At 70.9% G+C, this 17,781-nt stretch carries 16 protein-coding genes, 1 tRNA gene and 1 riboswitch; of the genes, 8 read left to right on the top strand and 9 right to left on the bottom strand.

Annotation, left to right across the window (positions count from 1 at the left end):
* The first annotated feature begins 95 nt into the window (after window positions 1–95).
* Genes ABTU92_RS22075 through ABTU92_RS22090 form a run of 4 tightly spaced genes read left to right on the top strand, consistent with a single transcriptional unit; the run spans window position 96 to window position 2,584 of the window.
* Window positions 96–869 carry a hypothetical protein gene (locus ABTU92_RS22075; protein WP_408093779.1) on the top strand — a complete coding sequence of 258 codons (774 nt, stop codon included), beginning with the start codon at window positions 96–98 and terminating at the stop codon, window positions 867–869.
* Entirely contained in the window at window positions 862–1,101 is a 240-nt protein-coding gene (locus tag ABTU92_RS22080) for a hypothetical protein (protein ID WP_408093780.1), read from the top strand. Before ABTU92_RS22075 ends, ABTU92_RS22080 begins: the two co-directional genes overlap by 8 nt.
* A gap of 12 nt (window positions 1,102–1,113) precedes the next feature.
* Complete coding sequence (locus ABTU92_RS22085; protein WP_408093781.1) at window positions 1,114–1,374, top strand: hypothetical protein; 261 nt, start codon at window positions 1,114–1,116, stop codon at window positions 1,372–1,374.
* Window positions 1,361–2,584, top strand: coding sequence for an integrase (locus ABTU92_RS22090; RefSeq protein ID WP_408093782.1), 1,224 nt, complete (start codon window positions 1,361–1,363; stop codon window positions 2,582–2,584). Before ABTU92_RS22085 ends, ABTU92_RS22090 begins: the two co-directional genes overlap by 14 nt.
* Before the next feature lie 83 nt (window positions 2,585–2,667).
* Here ABTU92_RS22090 and ABTU92_RS22095 read toward each other — a convergent pair.
* Window positions 2,668–2,742 (bottom strand) — tRNA-Gly (locus ABTU92_RS22095).
* Between the two features lie 198 nt (window positions 2,743–2,940).
* Here ABTU92_RS22095 and ABTU92_RS22100 point away from each other — a divergent pair.
* Window positions 2,941–5,013 (top strand): sensor histidine kinase, encoded by a 2,073-nt coding sequence (locus ABTU92_RS22100; RefSeq protein ID WP_408093783.1) that lies wholly within the window; start codon window positions 2,941–2,943, stop codon window positions 5,011–5,013.
* 5 nt (window positions 5,014–5,018) lie between these two features.
* Here the strand turns inward: ABTU92_RS22100 and ABTU92_RS22105 are convergent, their stop codons facing one another.
* The 3 genes from ABTU92_RS22105 to ABTU92_RS22115 form a co-directional block, all read right to left on the bottom strand.
* Window positions 5,019–5,339 (bottom strand): XRE family transcriptional regulator, encoded by a 321-nt coding sequence (locus ABTU92_RS22105; protein WP_408093784.1) that lies wholly within the window; start codon window positions 5,337–5,339, stop codon window positions 5,019–5,021.
* Window positions 5,336–5,680 (bottom strand): type II toxin-antitoxin system RelE/ParE family toxin, encoded by a 345-nt coding sequence (locus tag ABTU92_RS22110; RefSeq protein ID WP_408093785.1) that lies wholly within the window; start codon window positions 5,678–5,680, stop codon window positions 5,336–5,338. Before ABTU92_RS22110 ends, ABTU92_RS22105 begins: the two co-directional genes overlap by 4 nt.
* A 197-nt stretch (window positions 5,681–5,877) precedes the next feature.
* Window positions 5,878–6,984 (bottom strand): 2'-deoxycytidine 5'-triphosphate deaminase, encoded by a 1,107-nt coding sequence (locus tag ABTU92_RS22115; RefSeq protein ID WP_408093786.1) that lies wholly within the window; start codon window positions 6,982–6,984, stop codon window positions 5,878–5,880.
* A 115-nt stretch (window positions 6,985–7,099) separates the two neighbouring features.
* Window positions 7,100–7,179: riboswitch (SAM riboswitch) on the top strand.
* 53 nt (window positions 7,180–7,232) lie between these two features.
* Here ABTU92_RS22115 and ABTU92_RS22120 point away from each other — a divergent pair.
* Window positions 7,233–8,456, top strand: a complete 1,224-nt coding sequence (locus ABTU92_RS22120; protein WP_408093787.1) for an O-succinylhomoserine sulfhydrylase — start codon at window positions 7,233–7,235, stop codon at window positions 8,454–8,456.
* 208 nt (window positions 8,457–8,664) lie between these two features.
* On the opposite strand, the gene mepA is transcribed toward ABTU92_RS22120, so the two are convergent.
* The 4 genes from mepA to ABTU92_RS22140 form a co-directional block, all read right to left on the bottom strand.
* Window positions 8,665–9,594 carry a penicillin-insensitive murein endopeptidase gene (gene mepA, locus ABTU92_RS22125; RefSeq protein WP_408093788.1) on the bottom strand — a complete coding sequence of 310 codons (930 nt, stop codon included), beginning with the start codon at window positions 9,592–9,594 and terminating at the stop codon, window positions 8,665–8,667.
* A gap of 151 nt (window positions 9,595–9,745) precedes the next feature.
* A complete protein-coding gene (locus ABTU92_RS22130; protein ID WP_408093789.1) occupies window positions 9,746–10,648 on the bottom strand; it encodes an NAD-dependent epimerase/dehydratase family protein in 903 nt (300 codons plus the stop codon).
* 146 nt (window positions 10,649–10,794) lie between these two features.
* Complete coding sequence (queG, locus tag ABTU92_RS22135; protein ID WP_408093790.1) at window positions 10,795–11,955, bottom strand: tRNA epoxyqueuosine(34) reductase QueG; 1,161 nt, start codon at window positions 11,953–11,955, stop codon at window positions 10,795–10,797.
* Window positions 11,956–11,975: 20 nt separating this feature from the next.
* Complete coding sequence (locus tag ABTU92_RS22140) at window positions 11,976–12,668, bottom strand: glutathione S-transferase family protein (RefSeq protein WP_408093884.1); 693 nt, start codon at window positions 12,666–12,668, stop codon at window positions 11,976–11,978.
* Between the two features lie 386 nt (window positions 12,669–13,054).
* Between ABTU92_RS22140 and ABTU92_RS22145 the strand changes: the two genes are divergently transcribed.
* Entirely contained in the window at window positions 13,055–13,861 is an 807-nt protein-coding gene (locus ABTU92_RS22145) for an undecaprenyl-diphosphate phosphatase (protein WP_408093791.1), read from the top strand.
* Window positions 13,862–14,005: 144 nt separating this feature from the next.
* Window positions 14,006–16,345: a xanthine dehydrogenase family protein molybdopterin-binding subunit gene (locus ABTU92_RS22150; protein ID WP_408093792.1), complete on the top strand. Its 2,340-nt coding sequence runs from the start codon at window positions 14,006–14,008 to the stop codon at window positions 16,343–16,345.
* A gap of 208 nt (window positions 16,346–16,553) precedes the next feature.
* On the opposite strand, the gene ABTU92_RS22155 is transcribed toward ABTU92_RS22150, so the two are convergent.
* Window positions 16,554–17,639 carry a mannonate dehydratase gene (locus ABTU92_RS22155; protein ID WP_408093793.1) on the bottom strand — a complete coding sequence of 362 codons (1,086 nt, stop codon included), beginning with the start codon at window positions 17,637–17,639 and terminating at the stop codon, window positions 16,554–16,556.
* Window positions 17,640–17,781 lie beyond the last annotated feature (142 nt).

Raw genomic sequence — 17,781 nt, forward strand, 5'->3', positions numbered from 1 at the left:
CGCCCGGTCCGCCGGGTGGGCTTTCTTTTGGACACTTACTGTCCGATATTGACCCGCGCTCGTTTCGGGCACATATTGTCCGAAACGAGGATGCCATGGCCGACCAGACCCTGAAGATCTCCGCGAGTATGATGCAGGCGGCCACTGGCGCGTCGCGTGGCGAGGTCATCTTGTGGAGCCGCCTCGGCCACCTCCGCCTCCCGGCGATCGACGAGGGTAAGGGCAAGAGCAGGTTCTATTCGCTCGGCAACCTGATCGAGATGGCGGTGCACAAGCGTCTCGACGGCGCCGGTGTTCCGCATGTGGTCGCGGCCGACTTCATCGAACGCCGGTTTCGGCTCGCGGCGACGCAGCGCGGCTACTTCGAGGCTGATGCCGACCGCTCGATCGTCGACTTCGCCAACGACCCGCGGCCATGGCTGACGGACAGTGAGTTCGACCCCTGTGCACCGCCCTATTTCGAGGGCGCCGAGAATTTGGAGGGGCGCGCGTTCTGGTCCTACGGGGGCGGTCTGCGGTCACTCCACGACGACTATCTCCGTCACCGCGAATGGGCGCCGGTCTACGCCGAGCAGCGTGCGCGGCTGAATGTCCCTCCCGGATACGGGCCGCAGCCCGACTCTGAGAAGCATCTTGCCGCGCTCGTTTTCGACGCGGTCAGCGACGGGGAAACCGTGATCGAGATCCGCGGCGCGATTCGGCGCGCCCTCTGCTTCGCGTTTGGCGCGACCTTTTGGCCCGGGCAGTTCCCTGCCGCACGCGTGATTTCTGATCCCCCGGTCGTCCCTGTGCTCGGCCCGTCAGATGCCGGCAATGACGACGAAACCGAAGGCGGATGGACTGGCAACACGGAGAACGGAAATGAGTGAGACCGAGACTGCCCCTGCCGACCCGGCCGATACCGACCCGATCACGATCGAGGATCTGATCTCGGCCAAGGTCTTCGCCAACCGACGTGACGTTTCGGAATGCGTCGTCCAGATCACGACCACGGCCGGTCACCGCTTCGTCGCAATGGGCGTCGACGACCTGCGCGGCATCGCCGAGCGGTTCGCCGCCGACGCGGCGCTGATCAGCAACAGCGCCGTCGGACGCGCGTAGGAGCTCGTCCCGATGGCGCGCCGCTCGCCCTCTTCCCGCGATCTCGGCCTCTTTCCGTCAGAGGCCGAGATTGCCCGCCGGCTCAGCCAAGAGCCCGGCGAGTGGCGTGCGAAGGCGCACGTCCTGGAGCGCGACGGGCTGCCACGGATCGATCCCGTGATGGGCGGGCGATACTGGCCGGCCGTCACGGCGTTCTGGAACCGCCGCTACGGCCTGACTACGCTTGAGGTGTCTCAACCCGATGGACGAGAGAACCTCAATGCGCTGCGATGACGACACCCCGGGCCTGAAGGTCCGGCACAATCGCGACGGGACGGAGCGGCTTTACTGGACGGCGCGCCGTGACCTTGTCGTCAAGGGCTACCAGCCGAAGACGGTGCGGCTCCACTACGACCGCGCCGACCCGCACGATCGGCCGCTGATCGCCGCGGCATGCGGGCGGCTGCAGGCGGAAATGCTCGCCTGGTCGGCCGGGCAGCGCGACGAGCGTCGCGCCTTCGATGGCACCTTGGCGAGCCTGATCCGCCTCTATCAGCACGATCCGGCGAGCCCGTACCGGGATCTGAAATGGAACACGCGCCGAACCTACGATCAGGTGCTCGGCGTGATCGAGCGGGCCTTCGGTAAGCGGGCGCTCGCCGCGCTCGGCATCGCCGATTTCCGCCGCTGGTACGACGAGGCGAAGAAGCCGGCCCGGCCGGGCGGCCCGGAGCGGGTGCGTAAGGCGCACGGCATCGTCGCCATGCTGCGGCGGCTGCTCGCCTACGGCGTCACGGCCGAGCACGCCCACTGCGCCCGGCTCGCCGCGATCCTTGACGAAGCCCGGTTCAAGCAGCCGGGCCGGCGCCGCATGAAGCTCGAGCTCGCCCACGTCGAGGCGATCATCCCGAAGGCGATCGAGGCCGGCCGGCTGTCGCTGGCGCTCGGCACCGCCCTGCAGTTCGAGACGGCGCTGCGCCAGCGCGACGTGATCGGCGAGTGGCAGCCGCTCGGCGAGCGCGAGGTGCCGACCGGGATTGTGCTCGGCGGCCGGCGATGGGGACGCGGGCTGACCTGGTCGGACATCGGCTCGGACCTGACCGTCACCAAGGAGACCACCAAGACCGGCGCCATGGTCGCCCACGATCTGCGGCTCTGCCCGCTGGTGCTCGCCCTGCTCGACCAGGTGCCGGCCGAGCGGCGGGTCGGGCCGTTGATCATCGACGAGACGGCCGGGCGTCCCTACGCCGAGCACGCCTACGCCCGCGAGTGGCGCGTCATCGCCCGGGCGGCCGGCATTCCTGACGCGGTCTGGAACATGGACGCCCGGTCGGGCGGCATCTCCGAGGCCGACGACGCCGGCGCCGACCTCGACCTGATCCGGTCGGCGGCAGGGCACACCCAGGCGTCGACCACGGCCCGGTACGTGCGCGGCACGATCGGCAAGAGCCGGAAGGTTGCCGAGCTTCGACTCGCCCATCGGACGTCGAAGAACGGATCGTAATCACCGATGGGGAACGCGATGGGGAACGCGGGAACGCGAGATCAGCGGTAGGCCGACCAAGCGATTGCCATTGTTCGCTAAATTGGAGCGGGCGATGGGAATCGAACCCACGACATACAGCTTGGGAAGCTGTCGTTCTACCACTGAACTACGCCCGCACGGGGTGCAGATTACCCGGGGCGACCGGGGCGCCGCAAGAGGCTCCGCCGCCATGGCGGACCCGCGGCCCGCGGCGGCCCAACGACGGCAACGCCGCATCCGAGGGTGGTGCGATTGCCTCGCATGTAAAAGCTCCATACATTGGAACCGTCGCGGGGCCGACGCAGGGGCGCGGCCGAACCGGGCGGGGAGCGCGTTTGGGTCGAGACACGACAGGACCGCCGGTTCCGGACGGCCGGCCCGTTGCGCGTGCGCCCACCATCCGAACCCGGCTGCTCGTCCTGGTCGCGGCCACGCTGCTGCCCGTGCTGGCTTTCGCCGGTGTCGTCATCGTCGAGCAGGCACGGGCCGAGCGCGCCGCGCTGGAGCGCCGCGCCGCCGAGATCGCCGCGGCGACCAACCGGCTGATCGACACCCATGTGCTGGCGGTCGAGCAGGCGCTGCGGGTGCTGGCGATCCTGGTGCCGGCGACCGCCGACGACCGCGCCACCTTCCACCGCATCGCCTCTGCCACGGCCGAGCGGATCGGCAAGCCGATCGCGCTCGTCGACCGCAACGGCCAGCAGATCGTCAGCACGCGGCGGCAGCTCGATGCGGCGCTGCCACGCCGCGCCGACATGGCGCCCCTCGCCCCGGTCTTCGAGGCGGACGGCCTGGTCGTCACCGACCTCGTGACCGGCGCCCTCACGGGCCGGCCCGTGGCCCTGATCGCCGTGCCGGTGCGGCGCGAGGGGGCCACGACGCTGGCGCTTGCCGCCGGCATCGATCCGACCGACCTCGGGGACGTGCTGCGCGAGGCGGGCCTGCCCGACCCGTGGATCGCCGCCGTGGTCGACCGCAAGGGCATCTTCGTCGCCCGCTCGCACCAGCCCGAGACCTTCGTCGGCAACCCGGCCCGCCCCGAGCTGGTCGCCGCGGCGACCGGCGGAACGATGGAGGGGCGCTTCGACAACGTGACCTGGGAGGGCGTCGCCCAGACCAACGCGTTCCGCCGCTCCTCCGTGACCGGCTGGACCGCCGTGATCGGCATCCCGCGCGAGGTGCTGGAGGCGCCGCAGCGGCGTGCCCTCGCGCTGCTCGCCACCGGCGGCGCCTTCGCCGGGCTGGCGCTCCTGCTGGCCGCCGTGTTCGCGCACCGCATCGCCGCGCCGGTGCGGGCCCTGCAGGGCGCCGCACTGGCGCTCGCCCATGGCGAGCCGCCGCCGGCCGACGAGCCGCGCATCCGCGAGCTGGTCGACGTCCGCCAGGCCTTCGAGACCGCCGCCGCGATCGTGCGCGAGCGCAACGCCGCCAAGGCCGAGCTGGAGCGCACCACGGCACTGCTCGCCGCCGTCTCCGCCTCGACGCCCGACCTGATCTACGCCAAGGACCGCGACAGCCGCATGCTGATCGCCAACGCGGCCGTGCTGGCCGTGATCGGCAAGCCGCTCGACGAGGTGCAGGGTCGCAACGACTTCTACGGCGATCCCGGCGAGGCGGCGACGATCCGGGCCAACGACCGCGCCGTGATGGAGACGGGCGAGACGCAGAAGCTGGAGGAGACCTTCACCAGCCCGGACGGAGTGACGCGCGTGTTCCTGTCGACCAAGTCGCCGCTGCGCGACACGTCGGGCGCCGTGATCGGGCTGATCGGCGTGTCGACCGACATCACCGATCGCAAGCGGCGGGAGGAGCATGTCGAGCTCCTGATGCACGAGCTCTCCCACCGCACCAAGAACCTGCTCGCCGTCATCCAGGCGCTGGCCCGTCAGCTCATGCGCTCCAGCACCGACACGGCCGACTTCGAGCAGAAGTTCATGGCCCGCATCCAGGCGCTGGCGCGCGCCCACGACCTCCTGGTCCAGCAGCACTGGCAGGGCGCACCGCTGGCCGACGTGGTCGGGGCACAGCTGTGGCCGTTCGTCGGCTCGGAGCGCGGCCGCGTCACGCTCGAGGGTCCGCCCTTGATGCTGCGGCTGGAGGCGGTGCAGAACCTGTCGCTCGTCCTCCACGAGCTCGCCACCAACGCCTCGAAATACGGCGCGCTGTCGGTGCCGACCGGCACCATCGCGATCCGCTGGCGGATCGAGGACGACCACCTGGTGCTCGACTGGCGCGAGGCCGGCGGTCCGCCCGTGACGCCGCCGACCCGGCGCGGCTTCGGCCACACCATCATCGAGCGCCTGCTGGCGCAGGGCCTCGAGTCCGAGGTGACGCTCGACTACCCGCCCGACGGCGCCCAGGCGCGCCTGCGCATCCCGGTCGCCCAGATGGTGTCGGAGGGGGCGTGACCGGGTCAGCCCGGGGCGGAGAGCGCCGCGGGTCGATCATCGATCGCGACGCGGACCCGAAGCTGCCGGTCCAGCGCGCCGAGGATCGTGATCAGCCGGTCGAGCGTGAACCGGTCGAGCCGGCCATTGCGGATACGCGAGAACTCCGACGCGGCGATCCCGGTCACCTTGCCGGCGGCGCGCACGCCGAGCTTGCGGCGTTCGAGCACCCCGATGATGGCCGCCGCCACGACGGCGCGCGCCTGATCGAGATCGGCGTCCGGCTCGTCGAAATCCCGGAAGACGTTGCCGCTGCCACGGATCAGCACGAGGTCGTCGTCGGTCATCGCAAGAAGTTCTTCAAACGCCTGATGCGGTCGCGGATGCGATCGACGTCGACCTGCGGCGTCTTGATGCCGGTCTTGGACTTCTTCTGAAATGCGTCGACCACGATCACATCGGCTCCGAGCTGAACGGCATAGACGATACGATAGGCGTTCCCACGGTGCGCGATCGCGATCTCGAACACGCCGGGGCCGACGCCTTTGAACGGTTTCGCCGTATCCGCCTTGTGGCCTTCCGCCGCGAACGTCAGCGCGTTGAAGGTGTCGCGCCTCACCTCCCGAGGGAACGTCTCGAAGGTTTTGCGGGCAGCGTTCAGCCACGAAATCGGGCGGGTCGCATGCATGAAATGGCGTCGTTGACGGAAATGTCAACGCCCGGCTTCAATTGAAATCACGCCATCATGCGCGGACAGCGCGTGCAGCGCAAAGCCCGGTCGTGGGCAGAGGCGCGGCACGCGCCGTGCCCACGCCGTCTTGACCTGCCACGTCCGCGGAACCGCGTGGGCACGCCGCGCCTGCGGCGCGGCTTATTGCGGCGAAGTCACGCCCGAAAATGCTTCGACAGCTTGAGGCCCTGGGCCTGGTAGTTGGAGCCGATGCCCTCGCCGTAGAGCTGGTCGGGCTGGGCCAGCATGTGCTCGTAGACGAGGCGACCGACCGTCTGGCCGTGCTCCAGGATGAACGGCACCTCGTGCGAGCGCACCTCCAGCACGGCGCGCGAGCCGTGGCCGCCGGCCTCGTCGCAGCCGAAGCCGGGATCGAAGAAGCCCGCGTAGTGGACCCGGAACTCGCCGACCAGCGGGTCGAACGGCACCATCTCGGCGGCGAAGTCGGGCGGCACCGTCACGGCCTGCTTGGAGGCGAGGATGTAGAACTCGTCCGGATCGAGGATGAGGGTCTTGCCGCGATTGGCGCGCAGCGGCTCCCAGTACTCGGCGACGTCGTAGCGGGCGCGGCGATCGACGTCGATCAGCCCGGTGTGACGCTTGGCCCGGTAGCCGATCAGCCCGTCCGGCCCGAAGCCGGCGAGGTCGACTCCGACGGCGACGCCCTCGGCCAGATCCGCCCCCTCCTCGTCGACCAGGGTCTCGCGCGCCTGGAGGTCGACCAGATCGTCGCCCGTCACAACCATACGCCCGCGATGGAAGCGCATCTGCGAAAGCCGCGAGCCCTCGCGCACCAGCACCGGGAAGGTGCGCGGGCTGATCTCCAGATAGAGGGGCCCATGATAGCCGGGGTCGATGCGGTCGAAGGCGCGCGCCCCGTCGGTGATCACCCGGGTGAACACGTCGAGACGGCCCGTCGAGCTCTTCGGGTTCGCCGCGGCGCCGACATCGGCCGGCAGCTTCAACCCCTCGATCAGCGGCACGATGTAGACGCACCCGGTCTCCAGCACGGCGCCGTCGCCGAGCGCGATCTCGTGCAGCTTCAGGAGGTCGATGCGCTCCGCCACGGTGGCGCGCGGGCCCGGCAAAAAGCTCGCCCGCACCCGATAGGCGACCTCGCCGAGCCGCAGGTCGAGGCTCGCCGGCTGGATCTGATCGTCGGCGAACGGCACGGCGGTGAGGATGCCGCCGGACGAGCTCAGCGCGGCGATCATCCGGTCAGGCAGGATGCCCCGGTCGGCGGGGCCGAAGGCGAGCGGCACGGACGCCTCCTCGATGCGCGCGCCAGCGACGGCCGGCGATACTCGAAAACGCGCGTAATCTTCGGTGTCTAGCGGATGGCCGGCTTGACGGAAAGAGCGCCCGCCGCTATGAGCCCGTTTATCCCGTGGTCATTTGAGCCGGCCGGCTTGCCGCCACGTTAAAGAAGGTTGCTAAAAGGCCGGGGACGCGCGCGCCCGGCCTGGATCCGTTCCGGCCGGGATTTTTGTTGCCCGAGGAGGCCGCGTCGATGCCGTCCGATCAGAGCTCCGCCCGCCCCGCCGTACCCGGCCCCGCGGGGGCCGACTGGCATCCGGAGACCCGGCTGGTCCATGCCGGCACGCTGCGCTCGCAATTCGGCGAGACCTCGGAGGCGATGTTCCTCACGCAAGGCTTCGTCTACGGGAGCGCCGAGGAATGCGAGGCGCGCTTCGCCGGCCCGTCCGGCGGGTTCCTCTACTCGCGCTTCTCCAACCCGACGGTCGCGATGCTGGAGCACCGCATGGCGGCGTTCGAGGGGGCCGAGGCGGCGCGCGCCACGGCGAGCGGCATGGCGGCCGTCACGGCGGCGCTGGTCGGCCCGGTGAAGGCGGGCGACCACGTGGTGGCGGCCAAGCAGCTGTTCGGCTCCTGCCGGTGGATTCTCGAAGACCACCTGCCGCGCTTCGACGTCGCCTCGACGCTGGTCGACGGCCGCGACCTCGACCAGTGGCGTGCCGCCGTGCGGCCGAGCACGCGGCTCTTTTTTCTGGAGAGCCCGACCAATCCGACCCTCGAGGTGATCGACATCCCCGCGGTGGCCGAGATCGCGCACGCCGCCGGCGCCGTGCTGGTGGTCGACAACGTGTTCGCCACGGCGGTGTGGCAGAGCCCTCTGACGCTCGGCGCCGACTGCGTCGTATACTCGGCGACCAAGCACATCGACGGCCAGGGCCGTTGCATGGGCGGACTGATCCTGGCGTCCGAAAAGTTCATCCAGGACCACGTGCACATGCTCTTGCGGCAGACCGGCCCGTGCCTGTCGCCGTTCAACGCCTGGGTGATGCTGAAAGGCCTGGAGACGCTCTCGCTACGGGTCGAACGTCAGACGGCGACCGCCACCGCCGTGGCCGACGCGCTCGCCGGGCACGAAAAAATCGAGCGGCTGGTCTACCCCGGCCGCGCCGATCATCCGCAGGCCGAGGTCGTGAAGCGCCAGATGCGCGGCGGCTCGACGCTGGTCGCCTTCGACGTCGCCGGCGGCAAGGCGGGCTCGTTCCGCTTCATGAACGCGCTGAAGCTCTGCGCCATCACCAACAATCTCGGCGACTCCAAGAGCCTCGTGACGCATCCGGCGATCACCACGCATCAGCGCCTGTCGGCCGCCGAGCGCGCCGAGCTCGGCATCGGCGACGGCCTGATCCGCTTCTCGGCCGGCCTGGAGCACAAGGACGACGTGGTGGCGGATCTCTTGGGAGCGCTGGAGAAGGTGTGACCGGCCGCGTCGTTCGAGGCGCTTACGTCGATCGTTCCCTCAGAGTTCGTGGCTTACCCCCCTCCCCGACCCTCCCCCAACAAAAGTCGGGCTTGCCCGACTTTTGCAGCTTAGTTGCGAAACCCGGGTAGACCCGGGTTTCGTGGGGAGGGAGCAGGTCGTGCCGAGCCGCCCCCCTTCGAACAACAATCAGGGACGATGAGCCGCCTCACGGCGACTGCAGCACCACGCGGCAGGCGGGCGGCAGCTCGGCCAAGGTCGGGCCGGGGCGCGGCTTCGGCGGCTCCTTGGGCGGCGGCGGATGCAGCACGGACTCCTGGAACCACCAGTCGAGCTCGCTTCCGCAGCCGTCCCCGGCCGGCACCGGCGGCTGCGGCTTGCAGTCGGTCTCGCCCGCCGGGCACACGATGCGGACGTGGAAGTGGTAGTCGTGCCCCCAATAGGGCCGCACCTTGTGGAGCCAGCCGCGGTCGGCGCCGGCGTCGCGACACAGCGCCTTCTTGATCGCCGCGTTGACGAAGATGCGCTCGACGCCGGGCAGGTTGGCGGCGGTGCGGATGACGCCGACATGACCGGTCGTCCACACGGCGGGGTCGACGTCCTTGCGGTCGCGCGCCACCACCATGGTGGCCGACATCTCCTCGCGTTCCTTGCGGGTCAGCTCGCGATTGGGCATCGGGGTGAGCCAGATGTCGGCGTCGAGCCCGACCTGGTGGCTGGCATGCCCGGTGAGCATCGGGCCGCCGCGCGGCTGCGACAGGTCGCCGACCAGAAGGCCCGGCCAGCCGGCCCGGCGGGCGTCGACCGCCAGCCGCTCCAGCATGTCGATCAGGTTCGGATGGCCCCAGTTGCGGTTGCGCGACAGGCGCATGACCTGCCAGGCCGGCCCGTTGACGGGCAGCGCGATGCCGCCGGCGAGGCAGCCCTTCGAGTAGAAGCCGATCGCCCGCGCCTCGAGCGACGAGGGCGTCGTCTTGCGGCCGAAGAGCTGCTTGGCCGGCGTCTTCGGATCGTTCGGATCGGCGAGCGGCGGCAACGGCTTGGGATCGACCGTGCCCTTGTCCTGCGCGGCCGCCGGCGCGGCGAGCAGGACCAGGACGGCGAGAGCCGCGGCGGGGGCGAGGCGATTCGCGATCATGGACGGAGTTGTATCGCAACTTCGTCACAGCCGGAACCGCGCCGCCCGCCCCCGCCTGCGCTCGTCCCCGCGAAGGCGGGGACCCAGGAGCGGCTCGCACGCGGCTTCTGGATGCCCGCCTGCGCGGGCATGAGCGGAGGGTGGGGCTAGGTCAGTGGCTCTGCCGCGCCGCGAAGTCGGCCCGCAGGCCCTCCCGATAGGTCGGGTAGCGTAGCGTGACGCCGAGCTCGCGCTTCAGCTTGTCGGTCTTGGCGCGCTTGCATTCGGCGTAGAAGCTCGCCGCCATCGGGGGAAGATGCTTGACGGCCTCCTCGAACGGCCATTCGGGCGGCGGCTCGCGGCCCAGCAGCTCGGCCGCGAAGACGACCGGGTCGCCGGGCGGGGTCGGCTCGTCGTCGGCGACGTTGAAGGCGCCGTGCGCGCGCTTGTCGAACGCCGCCTCGATCGCCTGCGCGATGTCGACCACGTGGATGCGGTTGAACACCTGGCCCGGCCTGACGATGCGCCAGGCGCGGCCCTTCTCCATGTTGACGATGGCGTCCTGGCCCGGACCGTAGATGCCGGCGAGCCGCAGGCTCGCGACCGGCACGCCGGTGCGCGCGCCGAGCGCCATCCAGGCGGCCTCCTGCTCGACCCGCGCCTTGTTGCGGGCGCCGACCGGGCGCAGCTCCGCCGTCTCGTCCACCCAGGCGCCGCCGTGGTCGCCATAGACGCCGAGCGTCGAGAGCAGGACGATGCTCTGGAGCCGGCCGGCCTGCGCCGCCGCGGCGATCGCGTCACCCAGAACGGCGAGCACGGGATCGCCCGTCTCGGTGGGCGGCGCCGAGATCAGGATGGCGTCGGCTTCGCGCACCGCGTCGGTCAGCTCGGCCGACGCCGACGTGCCGTCGAACACCAGCACCTCGACCTCGCGCCCGCCGTAGTGGCGCGCCGCGTGGTCGGCGGCGCTCTCGGCCGTGCGGGTGGTGCCGACGATGCGGTCGAAGCGGCCGCCATGGACCGCGACCCAGTGCTGCGCGCTGTAGCCGAACCCGAAGCAGATCAGCGTGGTCATTCGTCACTCCAGTCCAAGACTCGGGCCACCTTAACCTCTCCCCGCGCGCGGGGAGAGGTCCGAGGTCGCGCCGGCAGGCGCGGGCTCCGGGTGAGGGGGCGTCTCCGTATCCTCGCAGCGCCCCCTCACCCGCCGCCCCTTGGGCGTCACCTCTCCCCGCGCGCGGGGAGAGGTGACGAGGCATCGTTCTGGGAGACGCCGAGCGTCCATTCCTCCCGCACTTGCGGGTCGGTCTCGCCGGCGCGGTGGCAGGCGGCCAACGCCGAAAACTCGTCCGCCGGCAGGAGCCGCGACAGCGCCCAGACGGCGGCGCCGCGGACCAGCGGCGAGGCGTCGGCGAGGCGCGCCTGCGCGGCGTCGGCGAGGCCCGCGTCGCCGCTGTTGCCGATGGCGATCATCACGTTGCGGACCACGCGGTCGCGGCCGGTGCGCTTGATCGCCGTCTTGCGGAATTTTTCCCGGAACGCCGCGTCGTCGAGCCCGGCCAGCTCCGCGAGCGACGGCGCGTTCAGCGCCTCGCGCGCGGCGAGCTTCGCGTCGCGACCGGCCTGGGCGAACTTGTTCCACGGGCAGGCGGCCAGGCAGTCGTCGCAGCCGTAGATGCGGTTGCCGAGCTTTTCGCGCAGCTCGGGCGGGATCGGGCCCTTGTGCTCGATGGTCAGATACGAGACGCAGCGGCGCGCATCGAGCCGGTAGGGCGCCACGAAGGCGTCGGTCGGGCAGGCGTCGAGACAGGCCCGGCAGGAACCGCAGCGGTCCTCGGCCGGCGCGTCCGGCGGCAGCGGCAGGGTGGTGAACAGGGCGCCGAGAAACAGCCAGGAGCCGAAGTCGCGCGACACCAGATTGGTGTGCCGGCCCTGCCAGCCGAGCCCGCCGCTGGCGGCGAGCGGCTTCTCCATCACGGCGGCGGTGTCGACGAACACCTTCACATCGCCGCCGGCCGTGGCGACCAGCCAGCGTGCCAGGGCCTTCAGGCGCGGCTTGATCACCTCGTGATAGTCGTCGCCGCGGGCATAGACCGAGATCGCCCCGCGGTCACGCTGCGCCAGCGTCTCGCGCGGGTCCGTGGCCGGCCCGTAATTGACGCCGAGCATGATGACGGCCTGCACGTCCGCCCACAGGCCGCGCGGAGAGGTCCGCCGCTCCGGCCGGTCGGCGAGCCAGTCCATGTCGCCGTGCATCCCGGCGGCGAGAAAGTCTCGGAGGCGCGCGCCGGCGTCGCCGAGCGCGTCGGGCGACGCGATCGCGACGGCGTCGAAGCCGAGCGCCGTCGCCTCGGCCCGCAGCGCCGCCGACAGCACCGTCAAGTCGGGAGCGGACGGGTCGGTCAGAAGTCGAGGTCGGCGTAGGTCTTGGACGGGGCGATCCCGGCGTGCATCTCGACCAGCAGCGGCCGGAACGACGGGCGCGACTTCACGCGCGCGTACCAGGTCTTCGCCGATTCGTCCTCGTGCCACGGCACATCGCCCAGATAGTCGACCGACGAGAGATGCGCGGCGGCCGCGAGATCCGCATAGGTCATGCGCGGTCCGGCGAGCCAGTCGCGGGTGCGCACCAGCCAGCCGATATAGGCGAGATGATAGCGGATGTTCGACAGCGCCGCACGGATCGCGTCGATGTCGGGCGAGCCGCCGCCCTGCTTCACCGTCATGTGGCGCTTGAACACCCGCTCGAGCACCAGCGGGCCCGACACCTCGGTGTGGAACTTCTCCAGGAACCACATGGTCAGGCGCCGCACCTCGATGCGGGCCGCCATCTCCTGCGGCAGCAGCCGGTGCTCGCCGAGCCCGCTGCCGCGGGTCTCGTCGAGATACTCGGCGATCATGGCCGGGTGCGCCACCGGAGGACGGCCGTCCTCGACCAGCACCGGGGTGGTGCCGGCCGGATTGATCACCAGGAACTCCTGGCGGCGGTCCCACGGCCGCTCCTCGGCGAGGTTGGGCACCACGCCGTATTCGCCGAGCGCGATCCGGACGAACCGCGACTGCGGGCACAAAGGCTGATGAAACAGCGTCAACATCATGGACTTGCGTGAACCGAGACCTGCGTGGCCGACACCGGCGTGAGCCAACCGAAACGCGCGCCGGACCGGCCCGACGCAACCGCATGCCCGGCCGACCTTGCCGCCCCGGCCGCCGGCCGGCAAGCCCCCCGGCGGACATTCTCGGCCGGTACGGTTTCCGCGCCGGGCGGATCGCGCTGCCGGACGCTCCCGCGTCCGGCCGTCCGCCCCTCTCTCATGCCGGTCCAATGCGGTGAATTCCGGGCGCACGGTTGCGGAAGGCCGTCCGGACCGCTGGCCTCACCCATCGGCCGGCATTGCCGCCTTGCCGGCCGGGGCCGGTATCTGCGACAAGCGCGCAGCCGTCCGCGGGCCCTGCCCGCCCGTCTGGTCCGGAGCCCCGCATGCTGCTCGATCTGTTCAAGGCCGCCTTCCTCGGCTTCATCGAGGGACTGACCGAATACCTGCCGGTGTCGTCCACCGGCCACCTCCTCCTGGTGGAGCACTTCTTCGGCTTCGACGACGAGGACTTCGGCAAGACCTTCGCGGTGCTGATCCAGCTCGGCGCCATCGCGGCGCTCTTGTCGATCTACTTCCGCAAGCTCCTGCTGCTCGCCACCCACTTCTTCTCCGACGAGTATGCCCGCCGCTTCGTCCTCGGCGTGCTGATCGCCTTCCTGCCGGCCGCGATCGTCGGGGCGATCGCCCACGGCTTCATCAAGTCGGTGCTGTTCAACCCGTGGATCATCTGCTTCTCGCTGATCGCCGGGGCGGCGGTGCTGTATCTGGTCGATCATCTCGACCTGAAGCCGCGCTACGACGAGGCGACCGAGTTCCCACTCAAGGTGTATCTCGGCATCGGGCTGATCCAGTGCGTGTCGATGATCCCGGGCGTGTCGCGGGCCGGGGCCACCATCGTCGGTGCCATGCTGCTCGGCGCCGACCGGCGCTCCGCCGCCGAGTTCTCGTTCTGGCTGGCGATGCCGACCATGGTCGGGGCCTTCGCCTACGATCTCTACAAGAACGGCGGCCAGATGAGTTCGAGCAACCTGATCCTGGTCGCGGTCGGCTTCGTCGCCTCCTTCGTGTTCGGCTGGATCGTGGTGAAGACGTTCCTCGGCTTCGTCGCCCGCCACGGCTTCGGCCTGTTCGTCTGGTGGCGCGTCACGGTCGGCACGCTCGGCCTGATCGGCCTCGCCTTGTTCGGCTGAGCGGCGGCCCGTTACAGAGCCGTGTCGTCGCCGGCTCGGCGCTTGCGCGGCACCTCGGAACGACGGACATAATATGCAAAGCTCCCATGCCCGCGGACGGCTTCCGACCGCGGGGCTTTGCAGACGTGATCCGAGGCACCCCCGATGGACGACACGACGGCGCACGCGGCTCTCCGAAGATACCGGGTCGAGGACGCACCGCTGCTGCGCGGGGCCGGCCGCTTCGTCGCCGACGCGGCGCTGCCCGGCCAGGCCTACGGCGTCTTCGTGCGGTCGCCGCACGCCCATGCGGTGGTGACCGGCATCGACGCGGCGGCGGCGCTCGCCGTGCCGGGCGTGCTCGGCGTGTTCACGGCGGACGACATGGCCGCGGCCGGGATCGGCACGCTCGCCGCCCACATGCCGATGCAGGGCGCGACCGGGCCGCTCGTGATGCCGTTCCGCCCGTCGCTCGCCGCGACCGCGATGCATGCCGGCGAGCCGGTCGCCCTCGTCGTCGCCGAGACGGCGCTCGCCGCCCAGGACGCCGCGGATCTCGTCGTGGTCGACTACGCGGAGCGCCCGGCCGTCGTCGACGTGCAGCGGGCCGCGATGCGGGGCGCGCCCCAGCTCTGGCCGGAGGCGCCCGGCAATCTCGCCCTCGACTGGCAGTTCCCGACCGCCGCCGAGGGCGGCGACCCGGCCGCCGTCGACGCGGCGATCGCGGCCGCCGCCCATGTCGCCCGCGTCGGCCACGTCAACCAGCGCATCATGGTCGCCAGCATGGAGCCGCGCGGCGCCACCGCGTCATACGATGCGGCGACCGACAGTTATCTGCTGCGCGTCTGCACCCAAGGCGCGCGGCCGATCCGCGACCACATGGCCCGCATCCTCGGCATCGATCCGGGCAAGCTGCGGGTGATCACCGAGGATGTCGGCGGCGCCTTCGGCATGAAGAGCTCGCCCTACCCCGAATATCCGGCCCTGTGCGTGGCGGCGAAGCGGCTCGGGCGGCCCGTGCACTGGATGTCGACCCGCTCGGAGGCGTTCCTCACCGACGCGCACGCGCGCGACTCGATCCTCGAAGGCGAGCTCGCGGTCGATGCGGACGGCCGCTTCACGGCGCTGCGGCTGCGTTCGCTCGTCAATCTCGGCGCCTATGTGGGGCAGGTCGCGGCCTTCCTCGCCACCATCAACTTCGCGCGCTGCGTGCCCGGCATGTACACGATCCCGCGGGTCGACATCGGGGTGCGCTGCGTGTTCTCCAACACCACACCGACGGCGCCCTATCGCGGCGCCGGCCGGCCGGAGGCGAACTATGTGATCGAGCGCCTCGTCGACGAGGCGGCGCGCCTCACCGGGATCGCGCCGGACGAGATCCGCCGCCGCAACCTGGTGCCGGCGGAGGCGATCCCGTACCGGACGCCGGTCGGCACCGTGTTCGACAGCGGCATCTTTCCGGCCGTGTTCGAGAGGGCGCTGGCACTCGCCGACTATGCGGGCCGCGATGCCCGCAAGGCCGAGGCGAGAGCGCGCGGAACGCTGCGCGGCGTCGGCCTCTCCTGCATGGTCGAGCACGCCGGCGGCGTGCCGACCGAGGGCGCCGGGCTGCTCTTTCCCGGCGACGGCACCGTGGTGCTGGCGCTCGGCGCCCAGGCGACCGGCCAGGGCCACGCGACGATCTTTCCGCGCGTGCTGAGCGAGAAGCTCGGCGTGCCCCTGGAAAAGATCAGATACTCCGGCGGCGACAGCGACAACGGCGTGATCAGCAACTCCTCGGTCGCCTCGCGCACGACGAGCGCGGCCGGCGCCGCCCTGGTGAAGGCCGTCGCGGTGGTGCTGGAGAAGGGCCGGAAGATCGCCGCCGACGCGCTGGAGACGGCCGAGGCCGACATCGTCTATGCGGCCGGCGACTTCTCCATCGCCGGCACCGACCGGCGCCTCTCGCTGTTCGAGGTGGCGGACATCGCGGCACAGAAGAAGGCCGCCGGTGCGAGCGAGGACGATCTCGACACCAGGGTCGCGACCGACACGCCCCAAAATTTTCCGAACGGCTGTCACGTCGCCGAGGTGGAGATCGATCCGCAGACCGGCGGGCTGACGCTCGTGCGCTACACGGCCGTCGACGACTGCGGCGTCGTGCTCGACCACGTGCTGGTCGAGGGCCAGCTGCACGGCGCGTTGGCGCAGGGGCTCGGCCAGGCCGTGATGGAGCGCGCCGTCTACGATCTCGACTCGGGCCAGCTCGTCACCGGCTCGTTCCAGGATTACGCGATGCCGCGCGCCACCGACATGCCGCCGGTCGTCTCGGCCGAGGAGAACACAGTGGCGACGACCAATCCGCTCGGCGTCAAGGGCGTCGGCGAGGCCGGCACCACCGGCGCGCTCGCCGCCGTGATGAACGCGATCGCCGACGCGATCCCGACCCCGGCCGGCCAGCGCATGGACATGCCGGCGACCCCGGAGAAGATCTGGGCGGCGTGCCGGGGGATGGTGGAGCGATAGAGCAGCGCCACGCCGCAGCCTCACCTCTCCCCGCGCGCGGGGAGAGGTGAGATTTCACGCGCTCGCGCGGGAAATCCGGGTGAGGGGGCGTCGCCGTGAGTCTGAGCTTTGCGGAAACGCCCCCTCACCCCGACCCTCTCCCCGCACGCGGGGAGAGGGAGCGCCGGCGCCTTGCCGAGATCACGTTCGCTGCGCTGAAAAGAGTGATTCACGCTGCCTGCAGGAGCGCCTTGGTGTAGCCGAGCGCGAAGGCGAAGAAGCGCTCGCGGCCAGGGTCGAGGTCGGACAGCGGCACGTGGTCGGGGCAGAGGATCCCCTCGTAGCCGACCTCGCGATAGGCGCGGATGCAGGCCGCCATGTCGACCGTGCCCTCGTCCGGCATCGCCTCGCGGAAATCGAGGTAGCCGCCGGCGATGTTGCGGAAGTGCACCATGAAGATGCGCTTCTGCGGCCCGAAGGTGCGGATCGCCTCCAGCACCGTCGCGGTCGGGTCGGTCGACATCTCGGCGATTGTGCCCTGGCAGAAGTTGAAGCCGTGGCACGGGCTGTCGGGCGCCAGCGCCACGAAGCGCCGCATCCCGTCGAGCGAGCCGAGCACGTGATGGACGCCGTTGAGGCCGCCCGGCGGATAGGCCGGGTCGTGCGGATGGCAGGCGAGCTTGATGCCCTCCGCCTCGGCGGTCGGCAGCAGCTCGGAGACGAGAAACGCGATCGCCCGCCAGCCGTCGGCCGCGCTGATCACGCCGGCCGCGCTCGCCATCACCTGGCCGCAGGTCTCCGGCGCACCCATCTGGTCGACCGGCGACGTCCCGCCCCCGCCGTGTCCCGTGCCGTCCTCGGGCAGCACCGTGCCCCAGTAGGAGAAGCGGGCGTCCGCCTCGGGCCGGTAGTCGGCGGCCCGGAAGGTGCTGCACTGCATGCCGCCGCGGCCCTCGACCACGCCGGTGCGGGTGATGCCGACCATCGCAACCGTGTATTTGAGCATCGGCACGCCGCCGGCGGCGGCGGCCCGGATGTGCTGGCGCAGCCGCGCCGCGGTCTCCTTCGCCTTGTCGGGGGCGCGCAGGCTGTCGAGCAGCAGCGAGCCGACGTCGAGGGCCATGCCGTCGAGCCGCATCCCGAAGCCCTCGATGCGCCGGCGCAGCGCCGCGACTTTCTCTGGGTTCCAGGAGCCGTCGTCCTCGATCACCTCGCGGGCCGGCCGCGTGTCGATGACGATGCCGCGCGCGCCGAGCTGGGCGGAGAGCCGCAGCCGCGCGTCGGTCGGGGCGATGAGCTGCTCGCCGATATACATGCGTGTCTCCCGGCTCGGTTTGTTCACTTGGTCTTCGCTCGATCAACCCGGTGGTCATTCCGGGGCGGCGCGCAGCGCCGAACCCGGAATCCAGCGGCGAACTCCAAAGCCTCGGCTGGATTCCGGGTTCGCGGCTTCGCCG

Source organism: Rhodoplanes sp. SY1 (assembly GCF_046000175.1).
Classification (GTDB): domain Bacteria; phylum Pseudomonadota; class Alphaproteobacteria; order Rhizobiales; family Xanthobacteraceae; genus Rhodoplanes.

Coding starts and splice junctions, on each gene's coding strand:
- ABTU92_RS22110 (WP_408093785.1), bottom strand. CDS start 5,680: ATGCATGCGACCCGCCCGATTTCGTGGCTGAACGCTGCCCGCAAAACC.
- mepA (WP_408093788.1), bottom strand. CDS start 9,594: ATGATCGCGAATCGCCTCGCCCCCGCCGCGGCTCTCGCCGTCCTGGTC.
- ABTU92_RS22155 (WP_408093793.1), bottom strand. CDS start 17,639: ATGTATATCGGCGAGCAGCTCATCGCCCCGACCGACGCGCGGCTGCGG.
- ABTU92_RS22120 (WP_408093787.1), top strand. CDS start 7,233: ATGCCGTCCGATCAGAGCTCCGCCCGCCCCGCCGTACCCGGCCCCGCG.
- ABTU92_RS22085 (WP_408093781.1), top strand. CDS start 1,114: ATGGCGCGCCGCTCGCCCTCTTCCCGCGATCTCGGCCTCTTTCCGTCA.
- ABTU92_RS22075 (WP_408093779.1), top strand. CDS start 96: ATGGCCGACCAGACCCTGAAGATCTCCGCGAGTATGATGCAGGCGGCC.
- ABTU92_RS22150 (WP_408093792.1), top strand. CDS start 14,006: ATGGACGACACGACGGCGCACGCGGCTCTCCGAAGATACCGGGTCGAG.
- ABTU92_RS22140 (WP_408093884.1), bottom strand. CDS start 12,668: ATGTTGACGCTGTTTCATCAGCCTTTGTGCCCGCAGTCGCGGTTCGTC.
- ABTU92_RS22105 (WP_408093784.1), bottom strand. CDS start 5,339: ATGACCGACGACGACCTCGTGCTGATCCGTGGCAGCGGCAACGTCTTC.
- ABTU92_RS22145 (WP_408093791.1), top strand. CDS start 13,055: ATGCTGCTCGATCTGTTCAAGGCCGCCTTCCTCGGCTTCATCGAGGGA.
- ABTU92_RS22090 (WP_408093782.1), top strand. CDS start 1,361: ATGCGCTGCGATGACGACACCCCGGGCCTGAAGGTCCGGCACAATCGC.
- ABTU92_RS22130 (WP_408093789.1), bottom strand. CDS start 10,648: ATGACCACGCTGATCTGCTTCGGGTTCGGCTACAGCGCGCAGCACTGG.
- ABTU92_RS22080 (WP_408093780.1), top strand. CDS start 862: ATGAGTGAGACCGAGACTGCCCCTGCCGACCCGGCCGATACCGACCCG.